21 protein-coding genes and 1 riboswitch are annotated in these 22,349 nt (G+C 57.3%); of the genes, 10 read left to right on the forward strand and 11 right to left on the reverse strand.

The annotated features are described in order from the left end of the window. Nucleotides 1–6 precede the first annotated feature (6 nt). Nucleotides 7–993, reverse strand: a complete 987-nt coding sequence (moaA, locus tag MWH02_RS05295) for a GTP 3',8-cyclase MoaA (protein ID WP_271460031.1) — start codon at nucleotides 991–993, stop codon at nucleotides 7–9. Continuing rightward, nucleotides 982–1,118: riboswitch (molybdenum cofactor riboswitch) on the reverse strand. (Overlaps the previous gene by 12 nt.) 195 nt (nucleotides 1,119–1,313) lie before the next feature. On the opposite strand from moaA, the gene MWH02_RS05300 reads away from it, so the two are divergent. Beyond that, nucleotides 1,314–2,216 (forward strand): gluconeogenesis factor YvcK family protein, encoded by a 903-nt coding sequence (locus MWH02_RS05300; protein ID WP_271460032.1) that lies wholly within the window; start codon nucleotides 1,314–1,316, stop codon nucleotides 2,214–2,216. A 115-nt stretch (nucleotides 2,217–2,331) separates the two neighbouring features. Here MWH02_RS05300 and uvrB read toward each other — a convergent pair whose 3' ends face one another. Next, the gene (gene uvrB, locus MWH02_RS05305; RefSeq protein WP_192236602.1) at nucleotides 2,332–4,353 is read right to left on the reverse strand and encodes an excinuclease ABC subunit UvrB; all 2,022 of its coding nucleotides are present in this window, start codon (nucleotides 4,351–4,353) and stop codon (nucleotides 2,332–2,334) included. Between the two features lie 901 nt (nucleotides 4,354–5,254). Here uvrB and MWH02_RS05310 point away from each other — a divergent pair. Continuing rightward, on the forward strand, nucleotides 5,255–5,971 hold the full coding sequence (locus tag MWH02_RS05310) for an ABC transporter ATP-binding protein (RefSeq protein ID WP_110865765.1): 717 nt from the start codon (nucleotides 5,255–5,257) through the stop codon (nucleotides 5,969–5,971). A 39-nt stretch (nucleotides 5,972–6,010) separates the two neighbouring features. Here the strand turns inward: MWH02_RS05310 and bioD are convergent, their stop codons facing one another. From bioD to bioB, 4 genes are read right to left on the reverse strand one after another with little or no spacing between them, the layout of a single operon-like run. Then, nucleotides 6,011–6,682 (reverse strand): dethiobiotin synthase, encoded by a 672-nt coding sequence (gene bioD, locus MWH02_RS05315; RefSeq protein WP_271460033.1) that lies wholly within the window; start codon nucleotides 6,680–6,682, stop codon nucleotides 6,011–6,013. Then, a complete protein-coding gene (gene bioC / locus MWH02_RS05320; RefSeq protein WP_271460034.1) occupies nucleotides 6,679–7,434 on the reverse strand; it encodes a malonyl-ACP O-methyltransferase BioC in 756 nt (251 codons plus the stop codon). Before bioC ends, bioD begins: the two co-directional genes overlap by 4 nt. After that, a complete protein-coding gene (bioF, locus tag MWH02_RS05325) occupies nucleotides 7,418–8,569 on the reverse strand; it encodes an 8-amino-7-oxononanoate synthase (RefSeq protein WP_271460035.1) in 1,152 nt (383 codons plus the stop codon). The genes bioC and bioF overlap by 17 nt, the downstream gene beginning before the upstream one ends. Next, nucleotides 8,570–9,601, reverse strand: coding sequence for a biotin synthase BioB (gene bioB / locus MWH02_RS05330; RefSeq protein WP_271460036.1), 1,032 nt, complete (start codon nucleotides 9,599–9,601; stop codon nucleotides 8,570–8,572). Between the two features lie 88 nt (nucleotides 9,602–9,689). Here bioB and bioA point away from each other — a divergent pair, with 88 nt between their 5' ends. Both bioA and MWH02_RS05340 read left to right on the forward strand, forming a co-directional pair. Then, nucleotides 9,690–10,985, forward strand: a complete 1,296-nt coding sequence (bioA, locus tag MWH02_RS05335) for an adenosylmethionine--8-amino-7-oxononanoate transaminase (protein ID WP_271460037.1) — start codon at nucleotides 9,690–9,692, stop codon at nucleotides 10,983–10,985. Between the two features lie 30 nt (nucleotides 10,986–11,015). Next, complete coding sequence (locus MWH02_RS05340; RefSeq protein ID WP_101763187.1) at nucleotides 11,016–11,492, forward strand: kinase inhibitor; 477 nt, start codon at nucleotides 11,016–11,018, stop codon at nucleotides 11,490–11,492. Nucleotides 11,493–11,552: 60 nt separating this feature from the next. On the opposite strand, the gene pgl is transcribed toward MWH02_RS05340, so the two are convergent. Then, entirely contained in the window at nucleotides 11,553–12,548 is a 996-nt protein-coding gene (pgl, locus tag MWH02_RS05345; RefSeq protein ID WP_192236609.1) for a 6-phosphogluconolactonase, read from the reverse strand. A 148-nt stretch (nucleotides 12,549–12,696) separates the two neighbouring features. Here pgl and MWH02_RS05350 point away from each other — a divergent pair, with 148 nt between their 5' ends. Then, nucleotides 12,697–13,515, forward strand: a complete 819-nt coding sequence (locus MWH02_RS05350; protein WP_176971421.1) for a pyridoxal phosphatase — start codon at nucleotides 12,697–12,699, stop codon at nucleotides 13,513–13,515. A gap of 62 nt (nucleotides 13,516–13,577) precedes the next feature. Here the strand turns inward: MWH02_RS05350 and modC are convergent, their stop codons facing one another. The 4 genes from modC to MWH02_RS05370 form a co-directional block, all read right to left on the reverse strand. Then, nucleotides 13,578–14,636 (reverse strand): molybdenum ABC transporter ATP-binding protein ModC, encoded by a 1,059-nt coding sequence (modC, locus tag MWH02_RS05355; protein WP_271460038.1) that lies wholly within the window; start codon nucleotides 14,634–14,636, stop codon nucleotides 13,578–13,580. After that, on the reverse strand, nucleotides 14,636–15,328 hold the full coding sequence (modB, locus tag MWH02_RS05360; protein WP_192236612.1) for a molybdate ABC transporter permease subunit: 693 nt from the start codon (nucleotides 15,326–15,328) through the stop codon (nucleotides 14,636–14,638). Before modB ends, modC begins: the two co-directional genes overlap by 1 nt. Next, on the reverse strand, nucleotides 15,325–16,098 hold the full coding sequence (modA, locus tag MWH02_RS05365) for a molybdate ABC transporter substrate-binding protein (RefSeq protein ID WP_271460039.1): 774 nt from the start codon (nucleotides 16,096–16,098) through the stop codon (nucleotides 15,325–15,327). The genes modB and modA overlap by 4 nt, the downstream gene beginning before the upstream one ends. A 128-nt stretch (nucleotides 16,099–16,226) precedes the next feature. Next, complete coding sequence (locus tag MWH02_RS05370; protein ID WP_007890616.1) at nucleotides 16,227–16,385, reverse strand: AcrZ family multidrug efflux pump-associated protein; 159 nt, start codon at nucleotides 16,383–16,385, stop codon at nucleotides 16,227–16,229. 118 nt (nucleotides 16,386–16,503) lie between these two features. Here MWH02_RS05370 and modE point away from each other — a divergent pair, with 118 nt between their 5' ends. The 5 genes from modE (at nucleotide 16,504) to galM (ending at nucleotide 22,347) form a co-directional block, all read left to right on the forward strand. Beyond that, nucleotides 16,504–17,286: a molybdenum-dependent transcriptional regulator gene (gene modE / locus MWH02_RS05375; protein WP_210081565.1), complete on the forward strand. Its 783-nt coding sequence runs from the start codon at nucleotides 16,504–16,506 to the stop codon at nucleotides 17,284–17,286. A gap of 76 nt (nucleotides 17,287–17,362) precedes the next feature. Further along, entirely contained in the window at nucleotides 17,363–18,835 is a 1,473-nt protein-coding gene (gene modF, locus MWH02_RS05380; protein WP_271460040.1) for a molybdate ABC transporter ATP-binding protein ModF, read from the forward strand. Nucleotides 18,836–19,126: 291 nt separating this feature from the next. Beyond that, nucleotides 19,127–20,170 (forward strand): galactose-1-phosphate uridylyltransferase, encoded by a 1,044-nt coding sequence (gene galT / locus MWH02_RS05385; RefSeq protein WP_222233149.1) that lies wholly within the window; start codon nucleotides 19,127–19,129, stop codon nucleotides 20,168–20,170. Beyond that, nucleotides 20,171–21,319, forward strand: coding sequence for a galactokinase (gene galK, locus MWH02_RS05390; RefSeq protein ID WP_271460041.1), 1,149 nt, complete (start codon nucleotides 20,171–20,173; stop codon nucleotides 21,317–21,319). Beyond that, a complete protein-coding gene (galM, locus tag MWH02_RS05395) occupies nucleotides 21,313–22,347 on the forward strand; it encodes a galactose-1-epimerase (RefSeq protein WP_101763197.1) in 1,035 nt (344 codons plus the stop codon). The genes galK and galM overlap by 7 nt, the downstream gene beginning before the upstream one ends. Nucleotides 22,348–22,349: the final 2 nt, after the last annotated feature.

The raw sequence follows: 22,349 nt of genomic DNA on the forward strand, positions 1-22,349 counted from the left end.
CTGTGTTTAGCCACCAATAAAGGAGAGATTTTGCGTGATGCCGGTGTTGCCCTGATGCAGGAAATGCGTCTGCTTTTTCTGTCCAAGGCTGTGCGCAATGCGCGCCTGCAACTCGTCTTGCTGATCGTCAGAGGCCAGCAGATCGCGCAGCGACACGCCGCCGTCACCAAACAGGCACAGATGCAGATTGCCCAGCGCCGAGACGCGCAGGCGGTTGCAGCTGGCACAGAAATCTTTCTCGTACGGCATGATCAGGCCGACTTCGCCCTGATAATCGGGATGTCGGAACACCTGCGCCGGACCGTCGCTGCGGCCGCGCGGCTGGCGTTGCCAGCCTTGCAGGATCAGCTGGTCGCGGATCACTTCACCGGAGATGTGATGACGGCGGAACAGATCGCTGCCTTCGCCGGTTTCCATCAGTTCGATAAAGCGCAGTTGAATCGGTCGCAGGCGCAGCCACTCAAGGTAGGTACTGAGACTGTGGCTGTTCACATCGCGCATCAGCACGCTGTTGACTTTCACTTTCTCGAAACCGGCATCAAAGGCGGCGTCGATTCCCGCCATCACCTCGGCAAATTTGTCCTGGCCAGTAATGGCGTGAAACTGGCGTGCGTCGAGGCTATCGACGCTGACGTTGATATGGGTGAGACCGGCAGCGCGCCAGGCACCTACGTCACGCGCCATGCGATAACCGTTGGTGGTCATCGCGATCTGGCGAATGGCGGCGTTTTCACGCACTGCAGCGATGATGTCGGTGAAATCACGCCGCATGGAGGGTTCGCCGCCCGTCAGGCGCACTTTTTCCGTGCCCGCCGCCGCAAAGGCACGCGTCACGCGACGAATCTCATCCAGCGAGAGAAAACTTTTATTGTGCGTACCGTTCGGCTTATAGCCGTTCGGCAAACAGTAGGTACAACGGAAGTTACACACATCCGTGACCGACAGGCGCAGATAGTAAAAGCTGCGCGCATAGGCATCTATAAATTGTGGCACCTGAACACCTTTCCAAAGTCGGGAGATGCAGTCATTTCTTTCTGCACCCTGGCAGCTCAAGGCTGCGGCCTGGCTTCCATATCGATAACGACTTAGGAAACCAGGCTTGGGAGTTTGTTGTCATTATGGACAACACGGTTAAAACGAATGGTAGCGCGATTAACGGTTAGCATCCATGAGTGATTTTCGCTATATATCTTGATGCATAACGTTTTTTCACCGCATTTTCGCGACAGGATACGGTAAAATGCACCACAGATATTGATGCACATCAGTTCAACTACGCCTCAACGCGAGGACGTCAGTGACAAAGGAGAAACATGAATCGAACCCTGGCAGATTTGGATCGCGTAGTGGCATTAGGTGGCGGACACGGTTTGGGCCGCGTGATGTCGGCGCTGGCACCGTTAGGTTCGCGCCTGACCGGCATCGTCACCACCACCGATAACGGCGGATCCACCGGCCGCATTCGCCGCTCGGAAGGCGGCATTGCGTGGGGCGATATGCGTAATTGCATCAATCAGCTGATCACCGAACCGAGTGTCGCCACCGCGATGTTTGAGTATCGCTTCACCGGTAATGGCGAGCTGGCCGGGCATAATCTGGGCAACCTGATGCTGAAGGCGCTTGATCATCTCAGCGTGCGCCCGCTCGAAGCCATCAACATCATCCGCAATCTGCTCAAGGTCGATGCGTTTCTGATCCCGATGTCGGAACAGCCGGTCGATCTGGTGGCGCAGGATGGCGAAGGCAATATGGTGTACGGCGAAACGGCAATTGATGAGATGAAGCAGCCGCCCCAAGAGTTGATGTTACATCCGAATGTGTTGCCAACCCGTGAAGCCATCGAGGCGATTGGCGAAGCGGATTTGATTCTGATTGGCCCCGGCAGCTTCTACACCAGCCTGATGCCGATTCTGCTGATGGAAGAGATGGCGCGCGCGCTGCGCCGTACGCCTGCCACCATGGTGTTTATCGGCAATCTGGGCCGCGAACTGAGCCCAGCGGCAGCTAGCCTGAATGTGGCCGACAAGTTGGCGATTATGGAGAAAGCGATTGGCAAGCGGGTGATTGGTGCGGTGGTGGTGAGTCCGGCCGCCGATATTCGCGGCGTGGAAGAGCGTTTAATTATTCGCGAACCGCTGGAGGCCGCCGACATCAAATATCGCCATGACCGCCAGCTGCTGCGCATCGCGCTGGAACACGCGATTCAGGCCGTTTAATTTCCAGGTGCGCATGAATGCGCACCCTATGAAAACCACGCTGAATTCCCGTAGGATCGCCATTTATGGCGACCTGGTTACAACCATCACGATTATGGCGACCTGGATACCACCATCACGAAGCCGCAATAAACAGCTCGCGCAATTGATGCAACTGATCGCGCACGCTGGCAGCCTCTTCAAACTCCAGATTCTGCGCGTGCTGCTGCATCTGCCCTTCCAGCTCGTGAATCTTCTTCTGCATCGCTTGCGGCGTAAGCGCCATATAGTTGGCTTCCGCTTCTGCTGCGGTGCGTGAGGCGGTTTTGCCTTTACCACGCGTTTTCACTACGTTTTTGCCGAGCTCAAGAATATCGGTGATCTTCTTGTTGAGCCCTTGCGGCGTAATGCCATTCTCTTCGTTGTATTTCTGCTGCTTCTCACGACGACGCTCGGTTTCGCCCATCGCGCGCTCCATCGACGGCGTGATTTTATCGGCGTAGAGAATCGCCCGGCCATTGATGTTACGCGCGGCGCGACCAATGGTCTGTATCAGCGAACGCTCCGAACGCAGGAAGCCCTCTTTATCGGCATCGAGAATCGCCACCAGCGACACTTCCGGCATATCCAGACCTTCTCGCAGCAAGTTGATGCCAACCAGCACATCAAATTCGCCAAGACGTAAATCGCGGATGATCTCCATACGTTCCACAGTATCGATATCCGAGTGCAGATAGCGCACCTTCTCGCCGTGCTCCACCAGGTATTCGGTAAGATCTTCCGCCATACGCTTGGTCAGCACAGTCACCAGTACGCGCTCGTTAATCTCAACACGCTTGCGGATTTCCGACAGCAAATCGTCAACCTGCGTCGCCACCGGCCGTACTTCCAGAATCGGATCCAGCAGGCCGGTTGGACGCACCAGCTGATCGATCACTTCGCCACCCGATTTTTCCAGCTCGTAATTGCCCGGCGTGGCCGACACGTAAATGGTTTGCGGAGCGGCTGCTTCAAACTCTTCAAACTTCATCGGACGGTTATCCAGCGCCGACGGCAGGCGGAAACCGTACTCCACCAGCGTCTCTTTACGCGCGCGGTCACCACGATACATGCCGCCAATCTGCGGAATGGTGACATGCGATTCGTCGACCACCAGCAAGCCATCCGCCGGTAAATAGTCGAACAAGGTCGGCGGCGGCTCGCCCGGTCCGCGCCCGGAGAGATAGCGCGAGTAGTTTTCGATGCCGGAGCAGTAACCCAACTCGTTCATCATCTCGAGATCGAACTGCGTCCGCTGGGAAATACGCTGCTCTTCCAGCAGCTTATTGTTCTCCAGCAGCACTTTGCGGCGCACCACCAGCTCATCTTTGATCTCTTCCATCGCCTTAAGAATGCGCTCACGCGGCGTCACATAGTGCGTTTTCGGATAGACGGTAAAGCGCGGGATCACCGAATCAATCTGCCCGGTGAGCGGATCAAACAGCGACAGCCGCTCAACTTCTTCATCAAACAGCTCAATACGCAGCGCAATGTCGTCCGATTCCGCCGGGAACACATCAATCACTTCGCCGCGCACGCGGAAGGTGCCGCGCTGGAAGGCCTGATCGTTGCGAGTGTATTGCAGCTCCGCCAGACGACGCAAAATGCTGCGCTGATCAATGATCATGCCGCGCGTCAGATGCAGCATCATTTTCAGGTAGAGATCGGGATCGCCCAAACCGTAGATCGCCGAAACCGAGGCCACGACGATGACATCACGGCGCTCCAGCAGCGCTTTGGTCGCCGACAGACGCATCTGCTCAATGTGCTCATTCACCGAGGCATCTTTTTCGATAAAGGTGTCAGAACTCGGCACATAGGCTTCAGGCTGATAGTAATCGTAATATGAGACGAAAAACTCCACCGCGTTATCCGGGAAGAACTCCTTCATCTCCCCGTAGAGCTGCGCCGCCAGGGTTTTATTTGGCGCCAGCACCATCGTCGGGCGGTTGAGGTCGGCAATCACATTCGCCACGGTAAAGGTTTTACCTGAGCCGGTCACGCCCAACAGCGTTTGATGCGCGAGTCCATCTTCCAGTCCCTCTTCGAGACGGCGAATCGCCTCAGGTTGATCCCCTGAAGGCTTGAAAGCGGAGTTAAGTTTAAAGACTTTGCTCATGTTTTAGCGGTTCCAGCAGATGAAGTCGGCGGGCAGGCTGCTAATTCTACTCTGCTATGGCGAATTTGCCAGAAAAAAACACTGGACATAATCACAGTAACCTTGCACGATAATGGCACCTGACGGCGATTCTCTTCAGTGCAATTTAAGCGGCAGGCGGCAAGTTGTTGTTGCGCAATGTTATCCCCAGGCGGAGGATGCTTTTAACATTTGTCAATAGAGTGTCATTAAATTGCAGTCCGATGACAAGGCAGATAATTCGCATGCTTGATTTTAACTAACCTGCTGTTTTAATTCACTTTGACTCAAAAGCCCAGTTTCTCATCATAATGTAGGAAGGCCGCGAATTTACTCGCTTCCACACGGTTTTCAGTCGCTAATGCACAAGGTTATCCACAGTAATGGTGGATAAGTGAATCCAGCCCCGAGCCCATCAGCTGTGTATAATTTTCTCCCGCCCATTCTTAAGCGTGAAAAAAAATTTTTTCGCATTTATTTTTCCCGCCGTGCGTGTCGCATTACCCCCCTTTTTCCGGCTTTACCTTCCCGTGCCCGGCGAAAAGTCAGGCGTTAAGGCCATTTATTTCTCCGGTTATTGCCTTACGAACGATCAAATGCACCAGAAACGTTAAGCAGTCAGCACCGTCAAAGTGCAGTCGGTTTATCACTGCTGGCAATTGTTAAGCGTTTCTCAACTTTTAGCCGCTGATTTGGCAGGTTTCCGCCGTAGATGCGCCTGAATTCCTAACCTGGCCTGGGAATTGCAGTGTTAGCACTATGGAGTGACGAGTCCATATCGGCGCTTGCCGACGACAGCGGTGTCCATCAATCGTGCACGACTGTATGCCAGACGACACAGAGCGGGAGCATTCAGGCTAATAATCTGGAAGGAGTATGTCAGATGCTGAGTTTACGTTCGGTGAATCAGTTTTACGGTCAAAATCACATTCTGTGGGATGTCGATCTCGATCTGCCGCCGGGCACCTGTACCGGCGTGCTGGGCAGTCCCGGCATGGGCAAAACCACGTTGGTGAACTGCATTATGGGCCGCCTGCCAATTAACAGTGGCTCAATGACCTGGCAGGAAGATGGCGCGCCGCCGGAAGATTTACTGTTGCAACCGGCCGAACTGCGCGCGCGCACCGGCATTGGTTATGTGCCGCAAGGACGGCATATTTTCTCGCAAATGAGCGTGGAGGATAACCTGCTGATCGCCCTGATGGCGGCACAGGACGATCGTAGCCGTGCCATTCCGGAAATGGTGTTCGACCTGTTCCCGGCACTCTATTCATTGCGCCATCAGCGCAGCGGCGAGTTGCCAATGGAACAGCAACAACATTTGGCCCTGGCGCGTGCGCTGGTGCTGCAACCCAAGCTGGTGATTCTGGATGAGCCGACGGAAGGGATGTCGCCGTGGCTGGAAGAGGAGATGGGCAATCTGATTCGTCGGTTAAACCGTGAGTATGGTTTAACCATTTTGCTGCTTGAGCAGCACGTCTCGTTTGTCCGCCGCGTCGCCGATTATTTCCTGCTGCTGCATCGCGGACGCAATGTGGCGCACGGCAAAGTGGCGCAGTTGGATGATTTGACGGTGAATAAGTGGCTGACCGCAAGGTGAAGATGTAGCCAGGTCGCCGTGAATGGCGACCTGGGTTATTTATTGCGGCAACGTCAAATAACGCCCGCACTCGGCCTGCTGCGCCTGGTCGCGTAGGTGCGGAATCTCACCGAGGAACGGCGCATCAATGCGCTGACGCAGCGTATCCATATACTCCTGATGGCGTTTGCCGGGTGGCTGAATATCATTGGCAATCCAGCCCGCAAGGCGCAATCCGCGCGCTTTAACCGCTTCGGCGGTCAGCATGGCATGATTGATGCAGCCTAACTTCACACCCACCACCAGAATCACCGGCAGCTGCTCGGCTTCCACCCAATCGGCGTAAGTTTGCGTCTCCGACAGCGGCGTAAACCACCCGCCTGCGCCTTCGACTAACACCCATTCTGCCTGCTGCTCCAGCGCGCGCAAGCCCGCTGACAGCGTGGTAAAGCTAATCGGCCTGCCCTCTTCCGCGCTAATGATATGCGGCGAGGTCGGCTCGACAAACGCCAGCGGGTTCACCTGCTCGTAGCTTAACGACAAGGTGCTGTAGCGCTGCAACGCCAGCGCGTCGCTGTTGCGAATGCCTTGCGGCGTGATTTCGCAGCCGGATGCCACCGGCTTATAGCCTGCGGTGCGTAAACCGGCGGCGCTTGCCGCCTGCAGCAGCGCGCCGCTGGCCACGGTTTTGCCCACTTCGGTATCGGTTCCGGTAATAAACCAGCGTGTCATTTGCTTAAAACTCCATACATCAGGTGATAACTCAGGCGATAACCGAACTCGTCCTGCGGCCAGCGCTGCTCAAGTTGTGCCAGTTGGGAACGCGTTAGCACGCTGGCACCGCGACCATCGTGCAGGTGCGTGGCCCCAATGCCTTTCAGCGATCGCATAGCGCTGAGCGCGCTGGGAAAATGCAGCGTGATAACCTGCTGCTGCACGGCGATCGGCAGCGTCGCGGTGGCCGCATGAAACTGGGCAGCGCTGAGGAAACGGTTGGCGTGCCGGCGACCATCCAGCTGCGCCCACGCGTGATGCACTTCGTGCAGCGAACCGTCGAGCAGCGTGGAAAACAGCACCGTGCCGCCCGGCCGCGTGACGCGCAAAAACTGCTGCAGCGCAGTATGCAAGTCGCTGCTCCACTGCACCGCCAGATTGCTCCACACGCCGTCAACACTGGCGTCCGGCAGCGGCACCGCATCGATATCGCCCAACAGATAGTGCTGCGCCGATTGCTGATCGCGCGCGGTTTGCAGCATGTTGGGCGACAGATCGAGCGCCGTCAGCGTGCGCCCGCGATCGCGCCAGTAGCGGCTATACCAGCCGGTACCGCACCCGGCATCCAGCAGGTGCGGACCAAAACCAGCGGGCGCCAGCGCCAGCAGCACATCGCCGCTCAGCCGCTGTAACTGCGCGTGCTGCTCGTAATGGGCAGCCGCACGACCAAATGCCTGCGCCACGGCCTGTTTGTTAACCTGCAGCGTCATACAGCGCCTCCAGCAGACGATCAATGTCATCGGTGTGATGTGCAGCGGTAAGCGTGATGCGTAGCCGAGCGGTGCCCGGCGGCACGGTTGGTGGCCGAATCGCACTGACCCAACAGCCGGCCTGCGCCAGCCGCTGCGACAACGCCATAGCCGCGCTGTTTTCGCCAACGATCAGCGGCTGGATGGCGCTCGCAGAATCGACCAGCTGCCACGGCAAATCCGCCGCAGCGGCGCGGAAACGCGCAATGTGGCTGTGCAGTTTTTCGCGCAGCGCATCACCTTGCTGAATCTGCCTCAGTGCCGCCAGCAGCGCATAGCACTGCGCCGGTGGCATCGCGGTGGAGTAGATCAGATGGCGGGAAAACTGCTCGACGTAATCAGCGGTGGCGTCATCGCACAGCAGCGCCGCGCCGCTGACGCCAAACCCTTTGCCGAAGGTAACGATCAGCAGTTCCGGTTTGACCTGCTGATGCCAGCAGCTGCCGCGCCCTTGCGCGCCGGTCATGCCGATACCGTGCGCATCATCCACCAGCAGCCAGCCGTTGCCGCGCCGCGTCTCTGCGGCGATCTGTGTTAGCGGAGCGCTGTCGCCGTCCATGCTGAACACGCCTTCGGTCACCACCAGCGTGCCGCCTTGCGACGGCGTTGCCAGCAGCTTCGCCAGGCTTTCCGGCTGATTATGGGCAAAACGGCGCAGGCTCGCCGGGCTGTGGCTGGCGGCATCCAGCAGTGAAGCGTGCGCCAGCTTATCGGCGAAGATGCGATCCTGCTTTTCCGCCAGCAGATGGATCACCGCCTGATTGGCGGCAAACCCCGAAATAAACAGCAGCGCGCGCGAATAGCCCAGCCAGTCCGCCAGCTCCGCTTCGAGCTGCGCATGGTGGCGGCTGTAGCCGGTCACATGCCCGGATGCACCCGCGCCAGCACCCGTCTCGGCCGCGCCCTGCTGCCACGCGGCAATTACCGCCGGATGCTGGCTCAAGCCAAGATAGTCGTTGCTGGAGAAGTGACGATAACGCTGACCCTCCAGCGTAATTTCCCGCACGCTGTTGTGCTCAACGCGACGCCGTAAACGCCAGCCATCCGCGGCACGCCGCGCCGTCAGCGCCTCGTCGATACGTTGTGACCAGCCCATTTACACCGCCGCGTTGTAGAACTGCTCGGTATCCGCGTGCAGCAGCTGCTCGCTGAGCTGATGCTGCTGCTCATTGTCACCCGCCGTTGTCGCGGTGTGCTCCGGATTCAGGCCCAGTTTGCGGAACAGAATCAGATCCTTATCCTCTTCCGGATTTGGCGTGGTAAGCAGCTTGCAGCCGTAGAAGATCGAGTTAGCGCCGGCCATAAAGCACATTGCCTGCGTTTGCTCGCTCATCTGCTCGCGTCCGGCAGAAAGACGCACATGCGACGAGGGCATCATGATGCGCGCCACCGCGATGGTGCGAATAAAATCGAAGGGTTCAACATCGTCGTTATCGGCCAGCGGCGTGCCTTTGACCTTTACCAGCATGTTGATCGGTACGCTTTCGGGCGGCGTCGGCAGATTCGCCAGCTGCACCAGCAAGCCCGCACGATCTTTCACCGTTTCACCCAGACCCACGATGCCGCCGGAACACACTTTGATGCCCGCGCCGCGCACTTTATCCAGCGTATCCAGACGTTCCTGATAGCTGCGCGTGGTGATGATGTTGCCGTAAAACTCTGGCGAGGTGTCGAGGTTGTGGTTGTAGAAATCCAGTCCCGCTTCGGCGAGGCGCTGCGCCTGGTCGCCATCCAGCTTGCCAAGCGTCATGCAGGTTTCCATGCCCATCGCTTTCACGCCTTGCACCATCTGCTGAAGGTAAGGCATGTCGCGCTCGTGCGGGTTTTTCCACGCGGCGCCCATACAGAAACGGCTCGATCCCGCCGCTTTGGCTTTGCGCGCCGACTCCAGCACCGCGTCCACTTCCATCAGACGTTCCGATTCCAGCCCGGTTTTGTAGCGCGCGCTCTGCGGACAGTATTTACAGTCTTCCGGACAGGCGCCGGTTTTGATTGATAGCAGCGTGCTGACCTGCACCTGGCGTGGATCGAAATGTTGACGATGCACTTGCTGCGCTTCAAACATCAACTCAAGGAAAGGTTTATCGAAAAGTGCCTGAGCTTGTGTCAGTGTCCAGCGGTTTGCCATTGCTTACTCCAGAAAAAGGGGGTTCATCCCGACGATTAACGTGGTTATACTTGTAAACTAAATCTTTTTAAAATGGTTTACAACTCACATGTTCACTCAGGATGACCTCAACTTTGACCGTCAGCATATCTGGCATCCCTACACGTCGATGCGCGATCCCCTGCCCTGTTATCCGGTTGTGGCGGCGCACGGCTGCCAGCTGCAGTTGGCCGATGGACGTGAACTGGTGGACGGCATGTCGTCGTGGTGGGCGGCGATACACGGCTACAACCATCCGCGTCTCAATCAGGCGCTGCAGCAGCAAATGACGCAGATGTCGCATGTGATGTTTGGCGGCATCACCCATCCGACGGCGGTGGAACTGAGCCGCCAGCTGGTTGCCATGACGCCTGATGCGCTGGAGTGCGTGTTCCTCGCCGATTCGGGTTCGATCGCCGTCGAAGTGTCGATGAAAATGGCGCTGCAATACTGGCTGGGACGCAACCAAACGCGACAGAAATTCCTCACGCTGAAGCGCGGCTATCACGGTGATACCTTTGCCGCGATGTCGGTGTGCGATCCGGAAAATTCGATGCACAGCCTGTGGCGCGGCTATCTGCCGGAACATCTGTTCGCCAACGCGCCGCAGTGCGCTTTCGATGACGCGTGGAACGAGGCCGATTTCGCCGATTTTGCGCAGCTGGTGGAAATCCACCATCGGGAGATTGCGGCGGTGATTCTGGAGCCGATTGTGCAAGGCGCTGGCGGGATGCGTTTCTACCATCCGCGCTATCTGCAGCAGGTGCGCGAGCTGTGCGATCGCTACGGTTTGCTGCTGATTGCCGATGAGATCGCCACCGGATTTGGTCGCAGCGGCAAGCTGTTTGCCTGCGACCATGCGGGTATCACGCCGGACATTCTCTGCTTGGGCAAAGCGCTGACCGGCGGCACCATGACGCTCTCCGCCACGCTGACCACGCGTGAAGTCGCCGACACCATCAGCCGCAGCGCAGCGGGTTGCTTTATGCACGGCCCTACATTTATGGGCAATCCGCTGGCCTGCGCGGTGGCGGTGGAAAGTCTGAAGATGATCAATGAAGGCGGCTGGACAACGCAGGTGGCGCACATCGAACAGCAGCTGCGCACCGAGCTGCTGCCGCTGCGCCGTCATCACGCGGTGGCCGATGCGCGCGTGCTGGGTGCGATTGGCGTGATCGAAACCCATCAGGCCGTGAACATGGCGGCGCTGCAGCACTTCTTCGTTGAACGCGGCGTGTGGATTCGTCCATTTGGGCGCTTGCTCTACCTGATGCCACCTTATCTGATTTCTGCCGCCGAACTGACGAAACTGACGCAAGCGGTCGGTGCGGCACTGGATGTTGCGGCGCATTTCCACCATGATTGAGGGTTCTGCACAACCATAAAAGGAGCGATCATGCGCGTAGTTAGCCAGGATTTTAACGACGGCGATAAGATGCCAGAGCGACACGTTTTCAATGGCATGGGTTACCAGGGCGACAATCTGTCACCGCATCTGGCGTGGGATGATGTACCGGCAGGCACCAAAAGCTTTGTTGTCACCTGCTACGATCCTGACGCGCCTACCGGTTCCGGCTGGTGGCATTGGGTGGTAGCGAACATTCCGGCTGACGTTACCGTGTTGCCGCAGGGTGCCGGTTCCGGCGTGGCGGACTTGCCGGAGAGCGCCATTCAGACGCGTACCGATTTTGGCCAAACCGGCTACGGCGGCGCAGCGCCACCGCAGGGCGAATCCCATCGCTACATCTTTACGGTGCATGCGCTGGATACGGATAAAATTGACGTGGATGAAGGCGCGAGCGGCGCGATGGTTGGCTTTAATGTGCATTTCCATGCGCTGGCCAGTGCGTCGATTACGGTGAAGTACGCGTAACAGCACAGAATCGCGCTGTTAGGAAATATGCCTGCCTGTTTGATCAGGCAGGCATTTTATTTATCCCAATTGGTGGATAACCACCCACATTGGGCCTTGTCCTACCGCGTAACGCGCCAGCGGATTAAGCAGACCGCGTTCCTGAATCTTATACACTTCGATGTGATGCGATTTCTGTCCCGCCGCTACCAGGTATTGACCGCTGTGATCAATATTGAAGCCGCGCGGCTGGGTTTCAGTTGGCTGGTAGCCTTCAATCGCCAGCACCGAGCCATCTTCACTGATGCTGAATACCGTAATGGTGCTGCTGGTACGGTCGCAGGCATAGAGGAAACGGCCATCCGGCGTGATGTGGATGTCCGCCGCCCAGCGCGTGTCGCTGAAATCTTTCGGCATCATATCAAGGCTCTGCACGCGCTCAACCTGGCCGTGCACATTGTTCAGCGCCCATACATCCACCGTGCTATCCAGCTCGTTCACCACGTAGCCATATGCGCCGTTCGGATGGAAGGCCATGTGACGCGGACCGGCACCTTCAACGGTGGTGACCTGCGCTTGTTCGCGCGGAGCCAGAGTGCCGTCTGCGTTCAGTTGATACAGGCAGATGCGGTCCTGCTTCAGTGCCGGTACAAACAGCGTTTGGTTATTCAGATCGATATTGGCGGAGTGGCAACCGTCTAACCCGCTGATCACCTGAACTGGCGCTTGCGGCAAACCATCGCTGCCAATCGGGCTGATGCTGACGCAGGCATCGTTGTACGAACCGCAGAACAGATAATTGCCCTGACGATCGGTGGAGATGTGGGTTGGGCTGCCCGGCAGCGGTGCTTCACCGGCGAGGCTCAGCGTGCCGTCGGCCGCAATGCGAAACGCCAGCACGCGAAAATTCGGACGCACACCGACATAGAGAAAATCTTTCTTCGGGCTCACCACCATCGGCTGCACCTGGCCGGCAACATCTGTTACCTGCAATAACGTCAGTGCGCCATCTTCCTGCAACTGCCAGGCATGAATCTGCTGGCTCTCGGGACTGGCGGTATACACGACTTGTTTCATGCGTTTTCCTTATTCGCTGCCTGATGAAAGGGATAACTGTAGCGCGTTTCATTTTGTCGCGCTGGATTCATTTGTGCCCTGTTTTTTGTCTCAGGGCCGCTGCCGGGTGTAGACTCAATGCTTTGCCAACTCCCGGACGGAAAGTGTAATGAGCTACCGCGTAATCGCCCTTGACCTCGACGGCACCCTGCTGACCCCGAACAAAACCATCTTGCCAGAATCCATCGAAGCGCTGGCCCGCGCGCAACAGGCGGGCGTGAAAGTGTTGATCGTTACCGGTCGCCACCACTGCGCTATCCACCCTTTTTATCAGGCACTTAAACTGGATACACCCGCAATTTGCTGTAATGGCACCTATTTGTATGATTATCCCGCAAAACAGGTGCTGGCCGCCGATCCGCTGGATAAAAGCAAAGCTGCTCGGGTGATTGAGATGCTGGATGAAGAGAACATTCACGGTCTGCTGTATGTCGATGATGCGATGCTGTACCAAACGCCAACCGGCCATGTGACGCGTACGCTTAACTGGGCGCAATCGTTGCCGGAAGCGCAGCGTCCGCTGTTCCTGCAGGTGCCAAGCCTGGCGCAGGCGGCGATTGAGGCTGATTCGATCTGGAAATTCGCGCTGTCGCATCCCGACACGCGCGCGCTGCAGCAGTTTGCCGAACGCACCGAAGCCGAACTTGGTCTGGCATGTGAATGGTCGTGGCACGATCAGGTGGATATCGCCAAAGGCGGCAACAGCAAAGGCAAGCGTCTGGCGCAGTGGGTTGAGAGTCAGGGCTTTAGCATGCAAGACGTGCTGGCGTTTGGCGACAACTACAACGATCTCAGCATGCTGGAACAGGTGGGATTAGGCGTGGCGATGGGCAATGCCGATGACGCCATCAAAGCGCGCGCCAAAAAGGTGATTGGCACCAATCTGGAGCCGGGCATCGCCGAAGTGATCTATCAAGAGGTTCTGTAACCGTAAGATGTAGCGGCGCAATTCATGGCGCGGATTTTTCTCACACCGCGCAATGAATCCATTTACGCTGCTATCGACACGCTCTTGATCTGCGCATACAGCCACTGATCCGGTCGGATGCCCAGCTCATCGCGCGCCCACGGCGAAATGCGCGCCCACAGTTCGCTGATGCCAATGCGCAGCTTCACTTCCACCTGATCGTCAATCTCCAGCAGTTCAACCACCTGCGCCGGCAATATATTGCGGATCGAGGTGTTATGCGGCGGCTGCAATGCCAGCGACACATCGGCTGAGGCGATGCGAATACGCAGCGGCGTTTTCAGCGGCTGATTCACCCGGCTCACCCAAATATGCTGATCGCCAAGCGACAGCGCGGTCATTGGGTAATCAGGATGCTGCTCCAGCACCTGCACGCGCAGCACGCTGGTGCGCTCGGCGAGCGGCAGCCACGGACGCATCGCCGAACTGCTCCACACTTTTTCCAGCGGACCAAAGGCTTTCACCTGGCCGGCATCCAGCACCAGCACGTTATCCGCCAGCTGCAGGATTTCATCGAGGCTGTGCGATACGTAAAGAATGGGAATATCGACCTGCTTCGCCAGCTTTTGCAGATAGGGCATCAGCTCACGTTTGCGCGGCAGATCGAGCGACGCCAGCGGTTCATCCATCAGCAGAATATCGGGTGCTGTTAGCAACGCGCGGCCAATCGCCACGCGCTGTTTTTCACCGCCCGAAAGCGACGCAGGAAAACGCGTCAGTAGCGATTCTAAACCCAGCAGCGCCACCAGCGCGTTGAACTGCGGCTTCATTGAGGCCGCCATGCCATATTGCAGATTGCCGCGCACGCGATAGTGCGGAAATAGCCGCGCATCCTGAAACACATAGCCGATGCGGCGCTTTTCCGGCGGCAGATTGACTCGCGTGGCCGAATCGAACAGCAGGCGATCGTTTAACTCGATGCGCCCGCTCTGCGGCTGGGTTAATCCGCCAATCGCGTTAATTAACGAGGTTTTGCCCGCGCCCGACACGCCGAAAATGGCGGTAATGCCGCTGGCGGGAATATTGAGGTTAACGTCAAGCAGGTGCTCGCCCAACTGCTGAGAAAGTTGCAGATTGAGCATTATGCCGCTCCCAGCCGTTTACGGCCCCAGCGCGCCAGCATTTCCGATGCCACTAACGACATCAGCGCCAGCGCAATCGCCACCGCACAGAGGCGCGCGGCGGTGCCTTCCGCGCCCGGCGTTTCAATCAGGGTAAACATCGCCGACGGAATGGTGCGCGTCTCGCCGGGAATGTTGGAGACAAATGTGATGGTGGCACCAAATTCACCCAGCGAACGGGCAAAGGCCAGCACCGTGCCAACAATAATGCCCGGCAAGGTGAGCGGAAGCGTGATGGTGAAAAATACGCGCCAGCGCCCGGCACCCAGCGTGCGTGCGGCCAGCTCCAGTTTGGTATCCACCGCTTCCAGCGCAAGACGAATTGCACGCACCATCAGCGGAAACGCCATCACCGCCGAAGCGATCACCGCGCCGCGCCAGCTAAAGGCAAAGGTGAAACCGAACCAGTCATACAGCCATTCGCCAATAAAACCGCGCCGGCCTAAGGCGATCAGCAGCAGATAGCCGACCACCACCGGTGGCAGCACCAGCGGCAGGTGGACGATGCTGTCCAACAGGGTTTTGCCCGGAAAGCGGCAGCGCGCCAGAATCCAGGCCATCAGGATGCCAAACGGCAAGCTGCATATCACAGCTACACAGGACACTTTCAGGCTGAGAAAAACGGCCTGCCATTCGGGATCGCTCAATATCATTTCTTCGGCGTGAATCCATACTGTTTAAACACGGCAGCGGCATCCGGCCCCTGCAAATAGTTGTAGAAGGCGTTCACCGTTGCGTTCTGATGTTCTTTGACAATCGCCATCGGATATTCCACTGGCTTGTGGCTATCTTCCGGGAATCGTCCTACGACCTGCACTTTTTGGCTGGCCACCGCGTCCGAACCATACACGATGCCGTACGGCGTTTCGTTACGCTCAACCAGTGCCAGCGCGGCGCGCACGTTGTTGGCTGGCGCCAGCTGCGGGGATAAAGCGTCCCACGCGCCGAGTTTTTGTAATGCTTCTTTGGCATAAATGCCGGCCGGCACGTGATCCGGATCGCCCACCGCCAGACGCTCGCCTTTCAGCAGGCTTTTCCAGTCGGTTTTGCTATCAAGGGTGACCGCTTTAGCCGCGTCGCTTTTCGGTGCAATCAGCACTAAATCGTTGCCAAGCAGCGTATAGCGCGTGCTGCTCACCACGCTGTTTTTTGCCACCACATCGTCCATCCACTGCTGATCGGCAGAGATGAACAGATCGGCCGGTGCGCCCTGATCGATCTGGCGCGCCAGCACCGAAGAAGAGGCAAAAGAGGATACCACTTCTACACCACTTTTCTTCTGGTACTGCGTCGCAATGTCCTGCAGCGCATTGGTCAGCGATGCTGCTGCAAACACGGTGATTTTCTCCGCGGCCGCGGCATGACCGGCCAATGAAACGCTTAAAACGGTTGCAGCAGCCCAACGGTACTTGATGGTTCGCATTTGTTGCTCCTTGTTACGTTATATATTTGATAATACAACGTACGCGCAAATGCGTCATGAGCTTTATATCGGCAGGATTTTACGGAAGTTCAGAAACAAAACGCCCGCAGGAAGCGGGCGTTGAGAAATTAGTGTTGTGAGCTGTTGGCAGGACGATCGTCGCGGCGGCCAAATTTTGAGATGACGTTGAAAACTTCACCCAGGCCGTAAATCAAACCGAGCATAATCGCCATCACAATCGGCACCATGATGATAGCCACAGCCAGGCTTTTTAACAGTTCCAGCATGGAAACCTCACGCAGAAAATAAAAAAGTGATTGTAACGGTTAGCGAAAAAAACGCACTGCCCTTTTCGTGCTTTTACTTTTAAGCAGTAAACTGAGCGGATTAACCTAAGGAGCTGACATGCAGGCAGAACTTTCTCTCCATATTCGTCTTCAGCAAAAGCTGTTTGCCGATCCGCGTCGCATCGAATTACTGAAACGCGTGCAGCAAACCGGCTCCATCAGCCAGGGCGCGAAACTGGCGGGCATCAGTTATAAAAGTGCCTGGGATGCGATCAATGAGATGAATCAGCTGGCCGACCAAACGCTGGTGGATCGCGCCACCGGCGGCAAAGGCGGCGGCGGCGCGCAGCTGACGCGTTATGGCGAGCGGCTGATTCAGCTATTCCAGTTGATGGAGCAGATTCAACAAAAGGCCTTCGATGTGCTGCAAAACGACAGCTTGCCGCTCGACAGTTTGCTGGCGGCGATTGCGCGTTTCTCGCTGCAAACCAGCGCGCGCAATCAGCTGTTTGGTACGGTGCTGGCCAGCGATCATCAGCAGGTGCAGCAACACATTGAGGTGCTGCTCGCCGATGGCGTAACGCGCCTGCAGGTGGCGATCACCGCACGCAGTGCCGAACGCTTGCAGCTCGACAGCGGCAAAGAGGTGCTGGTGCTGATTAAAGCACCGTGGATTCACGTCAGTCACGCCGCCGCCAGCAGCGACAATCAACTGGCTGCGCAGATCAGCGCAATTGAGCCCGGCGATCAGCTTAGCGAAGTATTGATGGCGTTGCCGAGTGGCGAAACGCTGTGCGCGACCGTCACCAATGAGGCGGTGAAACAGCAGAATCTGCAGGTTGGCGCCAGCGTCACCGCCAGTTTTAATGCCGAACACGCCATCATCGCCACACTGCTCTGAAATCCACGCCATGATTTGACTTCGCCTGCATCGCTGGCTAAAACTGGACAACACGATGCATAAAACGGAATAGATCATGGCTTCATTGCAAATTTCGCAAGGTACGTTTCACCTTAGCGACACCCGAGCACTGTCCCTTAACGATTTAACCCTCAACAGCGGCGAAAGCTGGGCGTTTGTCGGCGCCAACGGCAGCGGCAAGTCATCGCTGGCGCGCGCCCTTTCCGGCGAGTTGCAGCCCGGTAAAGGCAGCGTGCAGCAGGATTTTCAGCGTCGTACGCGCCTGTCGCTGGAGCAGCTACAGAAACTGGTCAGCGATGAGTGGGAACGTAATAACACCGATCTACTGAGTGAAGGCGAAGACGATACCGGTCGCACCGCCGCACAGATCATTCAGGATGAAGTGCAAGATGCGGCGCGTTGTCAGGCGCTGGCGCAGCAGTTTGGCATCACTTATCTGCTCGATCGTCGCTTCAAATATCTCTCAACCGGCGAGACGCGCAAAACGCTGTTGTGCCAGGCGCTAATGGCGCAGCCGGATCTGCTGATCCTCGATGAACCTTTCGATGGGCTGGATGTGGCGTCGCGCGCCAGCCTGGCGCAAACCCTCAACGATCTGCATCGAAGCGGTTTTAGCGTAGTGCTGGTGCTCAATCGCTTTGATGATATTCCCGATTTTGTCGAGAAGGTCGGCGTGTTGGCCGAATGCACGTTAACCCACGTGGGCGAACGGGGCGCGATTCTGGCCGAAGCGCTGGTGGCGCAGCTGGCGCACAGCGAGAAGCTTGCTGGCATGGCGCTGCCGCAGGCGGATCAACCCGATCAACTGCCGCAGCTGGCCGAAGATGCGCCGCGCGTGATGCTGCGCAACGGCGTGGTGTCGTACAACGACAAAGCGGTGATTGATGGCCTGAACTGGCAAGTTAAACCCGGTGAACACTGGCAGATTGTGGGGCCGAACGGCGCGGGTAAATCCACCCTGCTCAGTTTGGTAACCGGCGATCATCCGCAGGGTTACAGCAACGATTTGACGCTGTTTGGCATCCGACGCGGCAGCGGTGAAACCATCTGGGACATCAAGCAGCACATCGGTTACGTCAGCAGCAGCCTGCACCTCGATTATCGCGTCAGCTGTAATGTGCGCACCGTGGTGCTCTCCGGCTTCTTCGATTCGATTGGTCTGTATCAGGCGGTGTCCGATCGGCAAAAAGCGCTGGCGCGTCAGTGGCTGGCGCTGCTCGGTATGGATAATCAGCTGGCGGATGCGCCGTTCCACAGTTTGTCGTGGGGCCAGCAGCGGCTGGTGCTAATTGCGCGCGCGCTGGTGAAACATCCCACGCTACTCATTCTCGATGAACCGTTGCAAGGGCTTGATCCGATTAACCGCCAGCTAGTGCGCCGCTTTGTTGATGTGCTGATTGGCGAAGGCCGTACGCAACTGCTGTTTGTCTCCCACCACGCCGAAGATGCGCCGCAGTGCATCACCCATCGCCTGAGTTTTGTCGCGCAGGAACAGGGTTACGGTTTCCTGCAAGAGTCGCTGCGTTAAATAGCGGTTGCCATAAGTGGCAATCCTACAAACATCTAACGTGCATAGCGCCATTGCCAAAATAATTCGAGCTGCGGCAAGCAGCAGCAGTTCGGAGTATGAAGGCAATGTAAGCGTTACCATTTCATCGCCTGGTAATTCAACAAACACACGCAACAACCCCACAAAATGAGAATCGTCACCTTGTGTAAACGATACCATTTATCCAGACTGGATCACGCTTTCACGCTGGTCTTTGTGCTACTTTGATCAAAATCATTTTTATCTGTTTGCCGTTTACCAGGACTCATCATGGAAAAATTTAACCCGGTCGATCACCCGCATCGCCGTTATAACCCATTGATCGATCAATGGGTGCTGGTCTCACCCCATCGCGCTAAGCGCCCGTGGCAAGGTGCGCAGGAAACCCCGGCACTGGAGCAACTGCCAGCGCACGATCCTGACTGCTTCCTTTGTGCTGGAAACACCCGCATTACCGGTGACAAAAACCCCAACTATAAAAGCACTTACGTGTTCACCAATGACTTTGCCGCGCTGATGACTAACACGCCAGACGCACCGCAAAGCGACGATCTGTTGATGCGCTGCGAAAGCGCGCGCGGTACCAGCCGGGTGATCTGCTTCTCGCCGGATCACAGCAAAACGCTGCCGGAACTGCCGCTGAGCGGGCTGGAAGATATCGTGCGGACCTGGCAGGAACAGACTGCCGATCTCGGCCAGCACTATCCTTGGGTGCAGGTGTTTGAAAACAAAGGTGCGGCGATGGGCTGCTCCAACCCGCATCCGCATGGCCAGATTTGGGCCAACAGCTTCCTGCCAAACGAAGCGCAGAAAGAAGATGACAACCAACGTCACTATTTTGCCGAGAAAGGCACGCCGCTGCTGGTCGATTACGCTGCGCGCGAGTTGAGCGATGGCAGCCGTACGGTGGTGGAAACCGAACACTGGCTGGCCGTGGTGCCGTGGTGGGCGGCGTGGCCGTTTGAAACCTTGCTGCTGCCGAAAGCCCATGTGAAACGCATCACCGATCTCTCCGAGCCGCAGCGCACCGATTTGGCGCTGGCGCTAAAGCAGCTCACCAGCCGCTACGACAACCTGTTCCAGTGCTCTTTCCCCTATTCGATGGGCTGGCACGGCGCGCCGTTCAACGGCGAAGCCAACGATCACTGGCAGCTGCACGCACACTTCTATCCGCCGCTGCTGCGTTCAGCCACGGTACGCAAATTTATGGTTGGCTATGAAATGCTGGCCGAAACCCAACGTGATTTAACGGCGGAACAGGCAGCTGAACGTCTGCGTTCTGTCAGCGATGTCCATTTCCGCGAGGCGCAATAAATGTCATTAAAATCCATTACTCAACAGGTTTTCGCTGACACTTTCGGCTATCAGGCGACACACAGCATTCAGGCACCGGGCCGCGTCAATCTGATTGGCGAACACACCGACTACAACGATGGCTTTGTGCTGCCGTGCGCCATCGATTATCAAACCGTGATTGCCTGCGCCAAACGCGACGATCGCCAGGTGCGCGTGATTGCCGTCGATTACGACAATCAGCAGGACAGCTTCTCGCTGGATGCGCCGATTGAGCCGCTAAAAGAGCCAATGTGGGCCAACTACGTGCGCGGCGTGGTGAAACATCTGGAAAAACGCGATGCCAGCTTTGGCGGCGTCGATATGGTGATCAGCGGCAACGTGCCACAAGGCGCGGGCCTGAGTTCTTCGGCGTCGCTGGAAGTGGCGGTCGGTACCGTATTCCAGCAGCTGTATGCATTAAACCTCGATGGCGCAGCGATTGCGGTGAACGGTCAGGAAGCGGAAAACCAGTTTGTCGGCTGCAACTGCGGCATCATGGATCAGCTGATCTCCGCGCTCGGTCAGCCGGATCACGCCATGCTGCTGGATTGCCGTACGCTCGGCACGCGCGCAGTATCAATGCCGGAAGATGTTGCGGTGGTGATCATCAACTCCAACTTCCGTCGTAGCCTGGTGGGCAGCGAATACAATACGCGTCGTGAACAGTGTGAAACTGGCGCACGCTTCTTCAATAAACCGGCGCTGCGCGATGTGACGCTGGAAGAGTTTGAAGCCTCTGCTGGTGAGCTGGATGCGTTGGTGGCAAAACGCGTGCGTCACGTGATTAGCGAAAATGCGCGCACGCTGGAAGCAGCCGATGCGTTAAGCGCGGGCGATCTGAAACGCATGGGCGAACTGATGGCCGAATCGCACGCCTCGATGCGTGACGATTTCGAAATCACCGTGCCGCAAATCGATCAGCTGGTTGAGATTGTGAAAGCAGAAATCGGCCCGCGCGGCGGCGTGCGTATGACCGGCGGCGGTTTCGGTGGCTGCATCGTGGCGCTGATGCCAACCGATCTGGTCGATGCGGTGAAAGCGGTGGTCGCTGAGAAGTATGAAGCGCAAACCGGCATCAAAGAGACCTTCTACGTGTGCAAAGCGTCCGCAGGAGCAGGCCAATGGTAAGTGATGTGAATTCACACGCGCCAGACGGGCAACCGTGGCGCATCACTGTGCTGCGCAATCGCAACGGCATGGTGGCTACTTTTATGGATTGGGGCGCGACCTGGCTGTCAGCGCGCGTGCCAATGTTGGATCACAGCGTGCGTGAAGCGCTGCTCGGCTGCGCCACACCGTCCGATTATCTGCATCAGGATGCTTATCTTGGCGCGACGATTGGCCGCTACGCGAACCGCATCGCCTCGGCCGAACTTAAGCAACTCAATCTACAGCTGGCGGCTAATCAGGGCGCACATCAGCTGCACGGCGGGCCGCAAGGTTTCGATAAACGTCGCTGGCAGATTCTCAGTCAGAGCGAAAGCGAGGTGCACTATCGCCTCGATTCGCCTGATGGCGATCAGGGTTATCCCGGCAATGTGATCGCCAATGTCATCTATCAACTTGATGACGATAATTGCTTGTCGATTCGCTATGAAGCGCAAACCGACAAGCCTTGCCCGGTCAATCTCACCAACCATGCTTACTTTAATCTTGATGCGCATCATGGTGATGCGCGCCAGCATCGCTTACAACTGCACGCCGATCGTTACCTGCCGGTGGACAGCGAAGGCATTCCTAACGCGCCGCTGAAAGAGGTGGCGGGAAACAGTTTTGATTTCCGCCAGCCGAAGCGCGTCGCCGATGAGTTCCTCGCCGATGACGATCAAAAAGCGGTGAAAGGCTATGACCACGCCTTTTTGCTCAACACCGCTGGCGACAGCAGCCAGCCCGCCGCCCATTTATGGTCTGCCGATGGCAAGCTGGAGCTGAGCGTGTTTACTGCCGCTCCGGCGCTGCAGTTCTACACCGGCAACTATCTGGCGGGAACACGCGCCCGTGAGCAGGACAGCTATACTGCTTTCCAGGGCATCGCTCTGGAGAGCGAATTTTTACCGGATTCGCCTAACCATGCAGAGTGGCCGCAGCCCGATTGCTGGCTGCAACCCGGCGACAGCTGGCAGTCCGTGACGCGTTATCGCTTCACGCCGCACTGAGC

It is taken from the genome of Pantoea leporis, assembly GCF_028048155.1.
Taxonomy (GTDB): Bacteria; Pseudomonadota; Gammaproteobacteria; order Enterobacterales; family Enterobacteriaceae; genus Pantoea; species Pantoea leporis.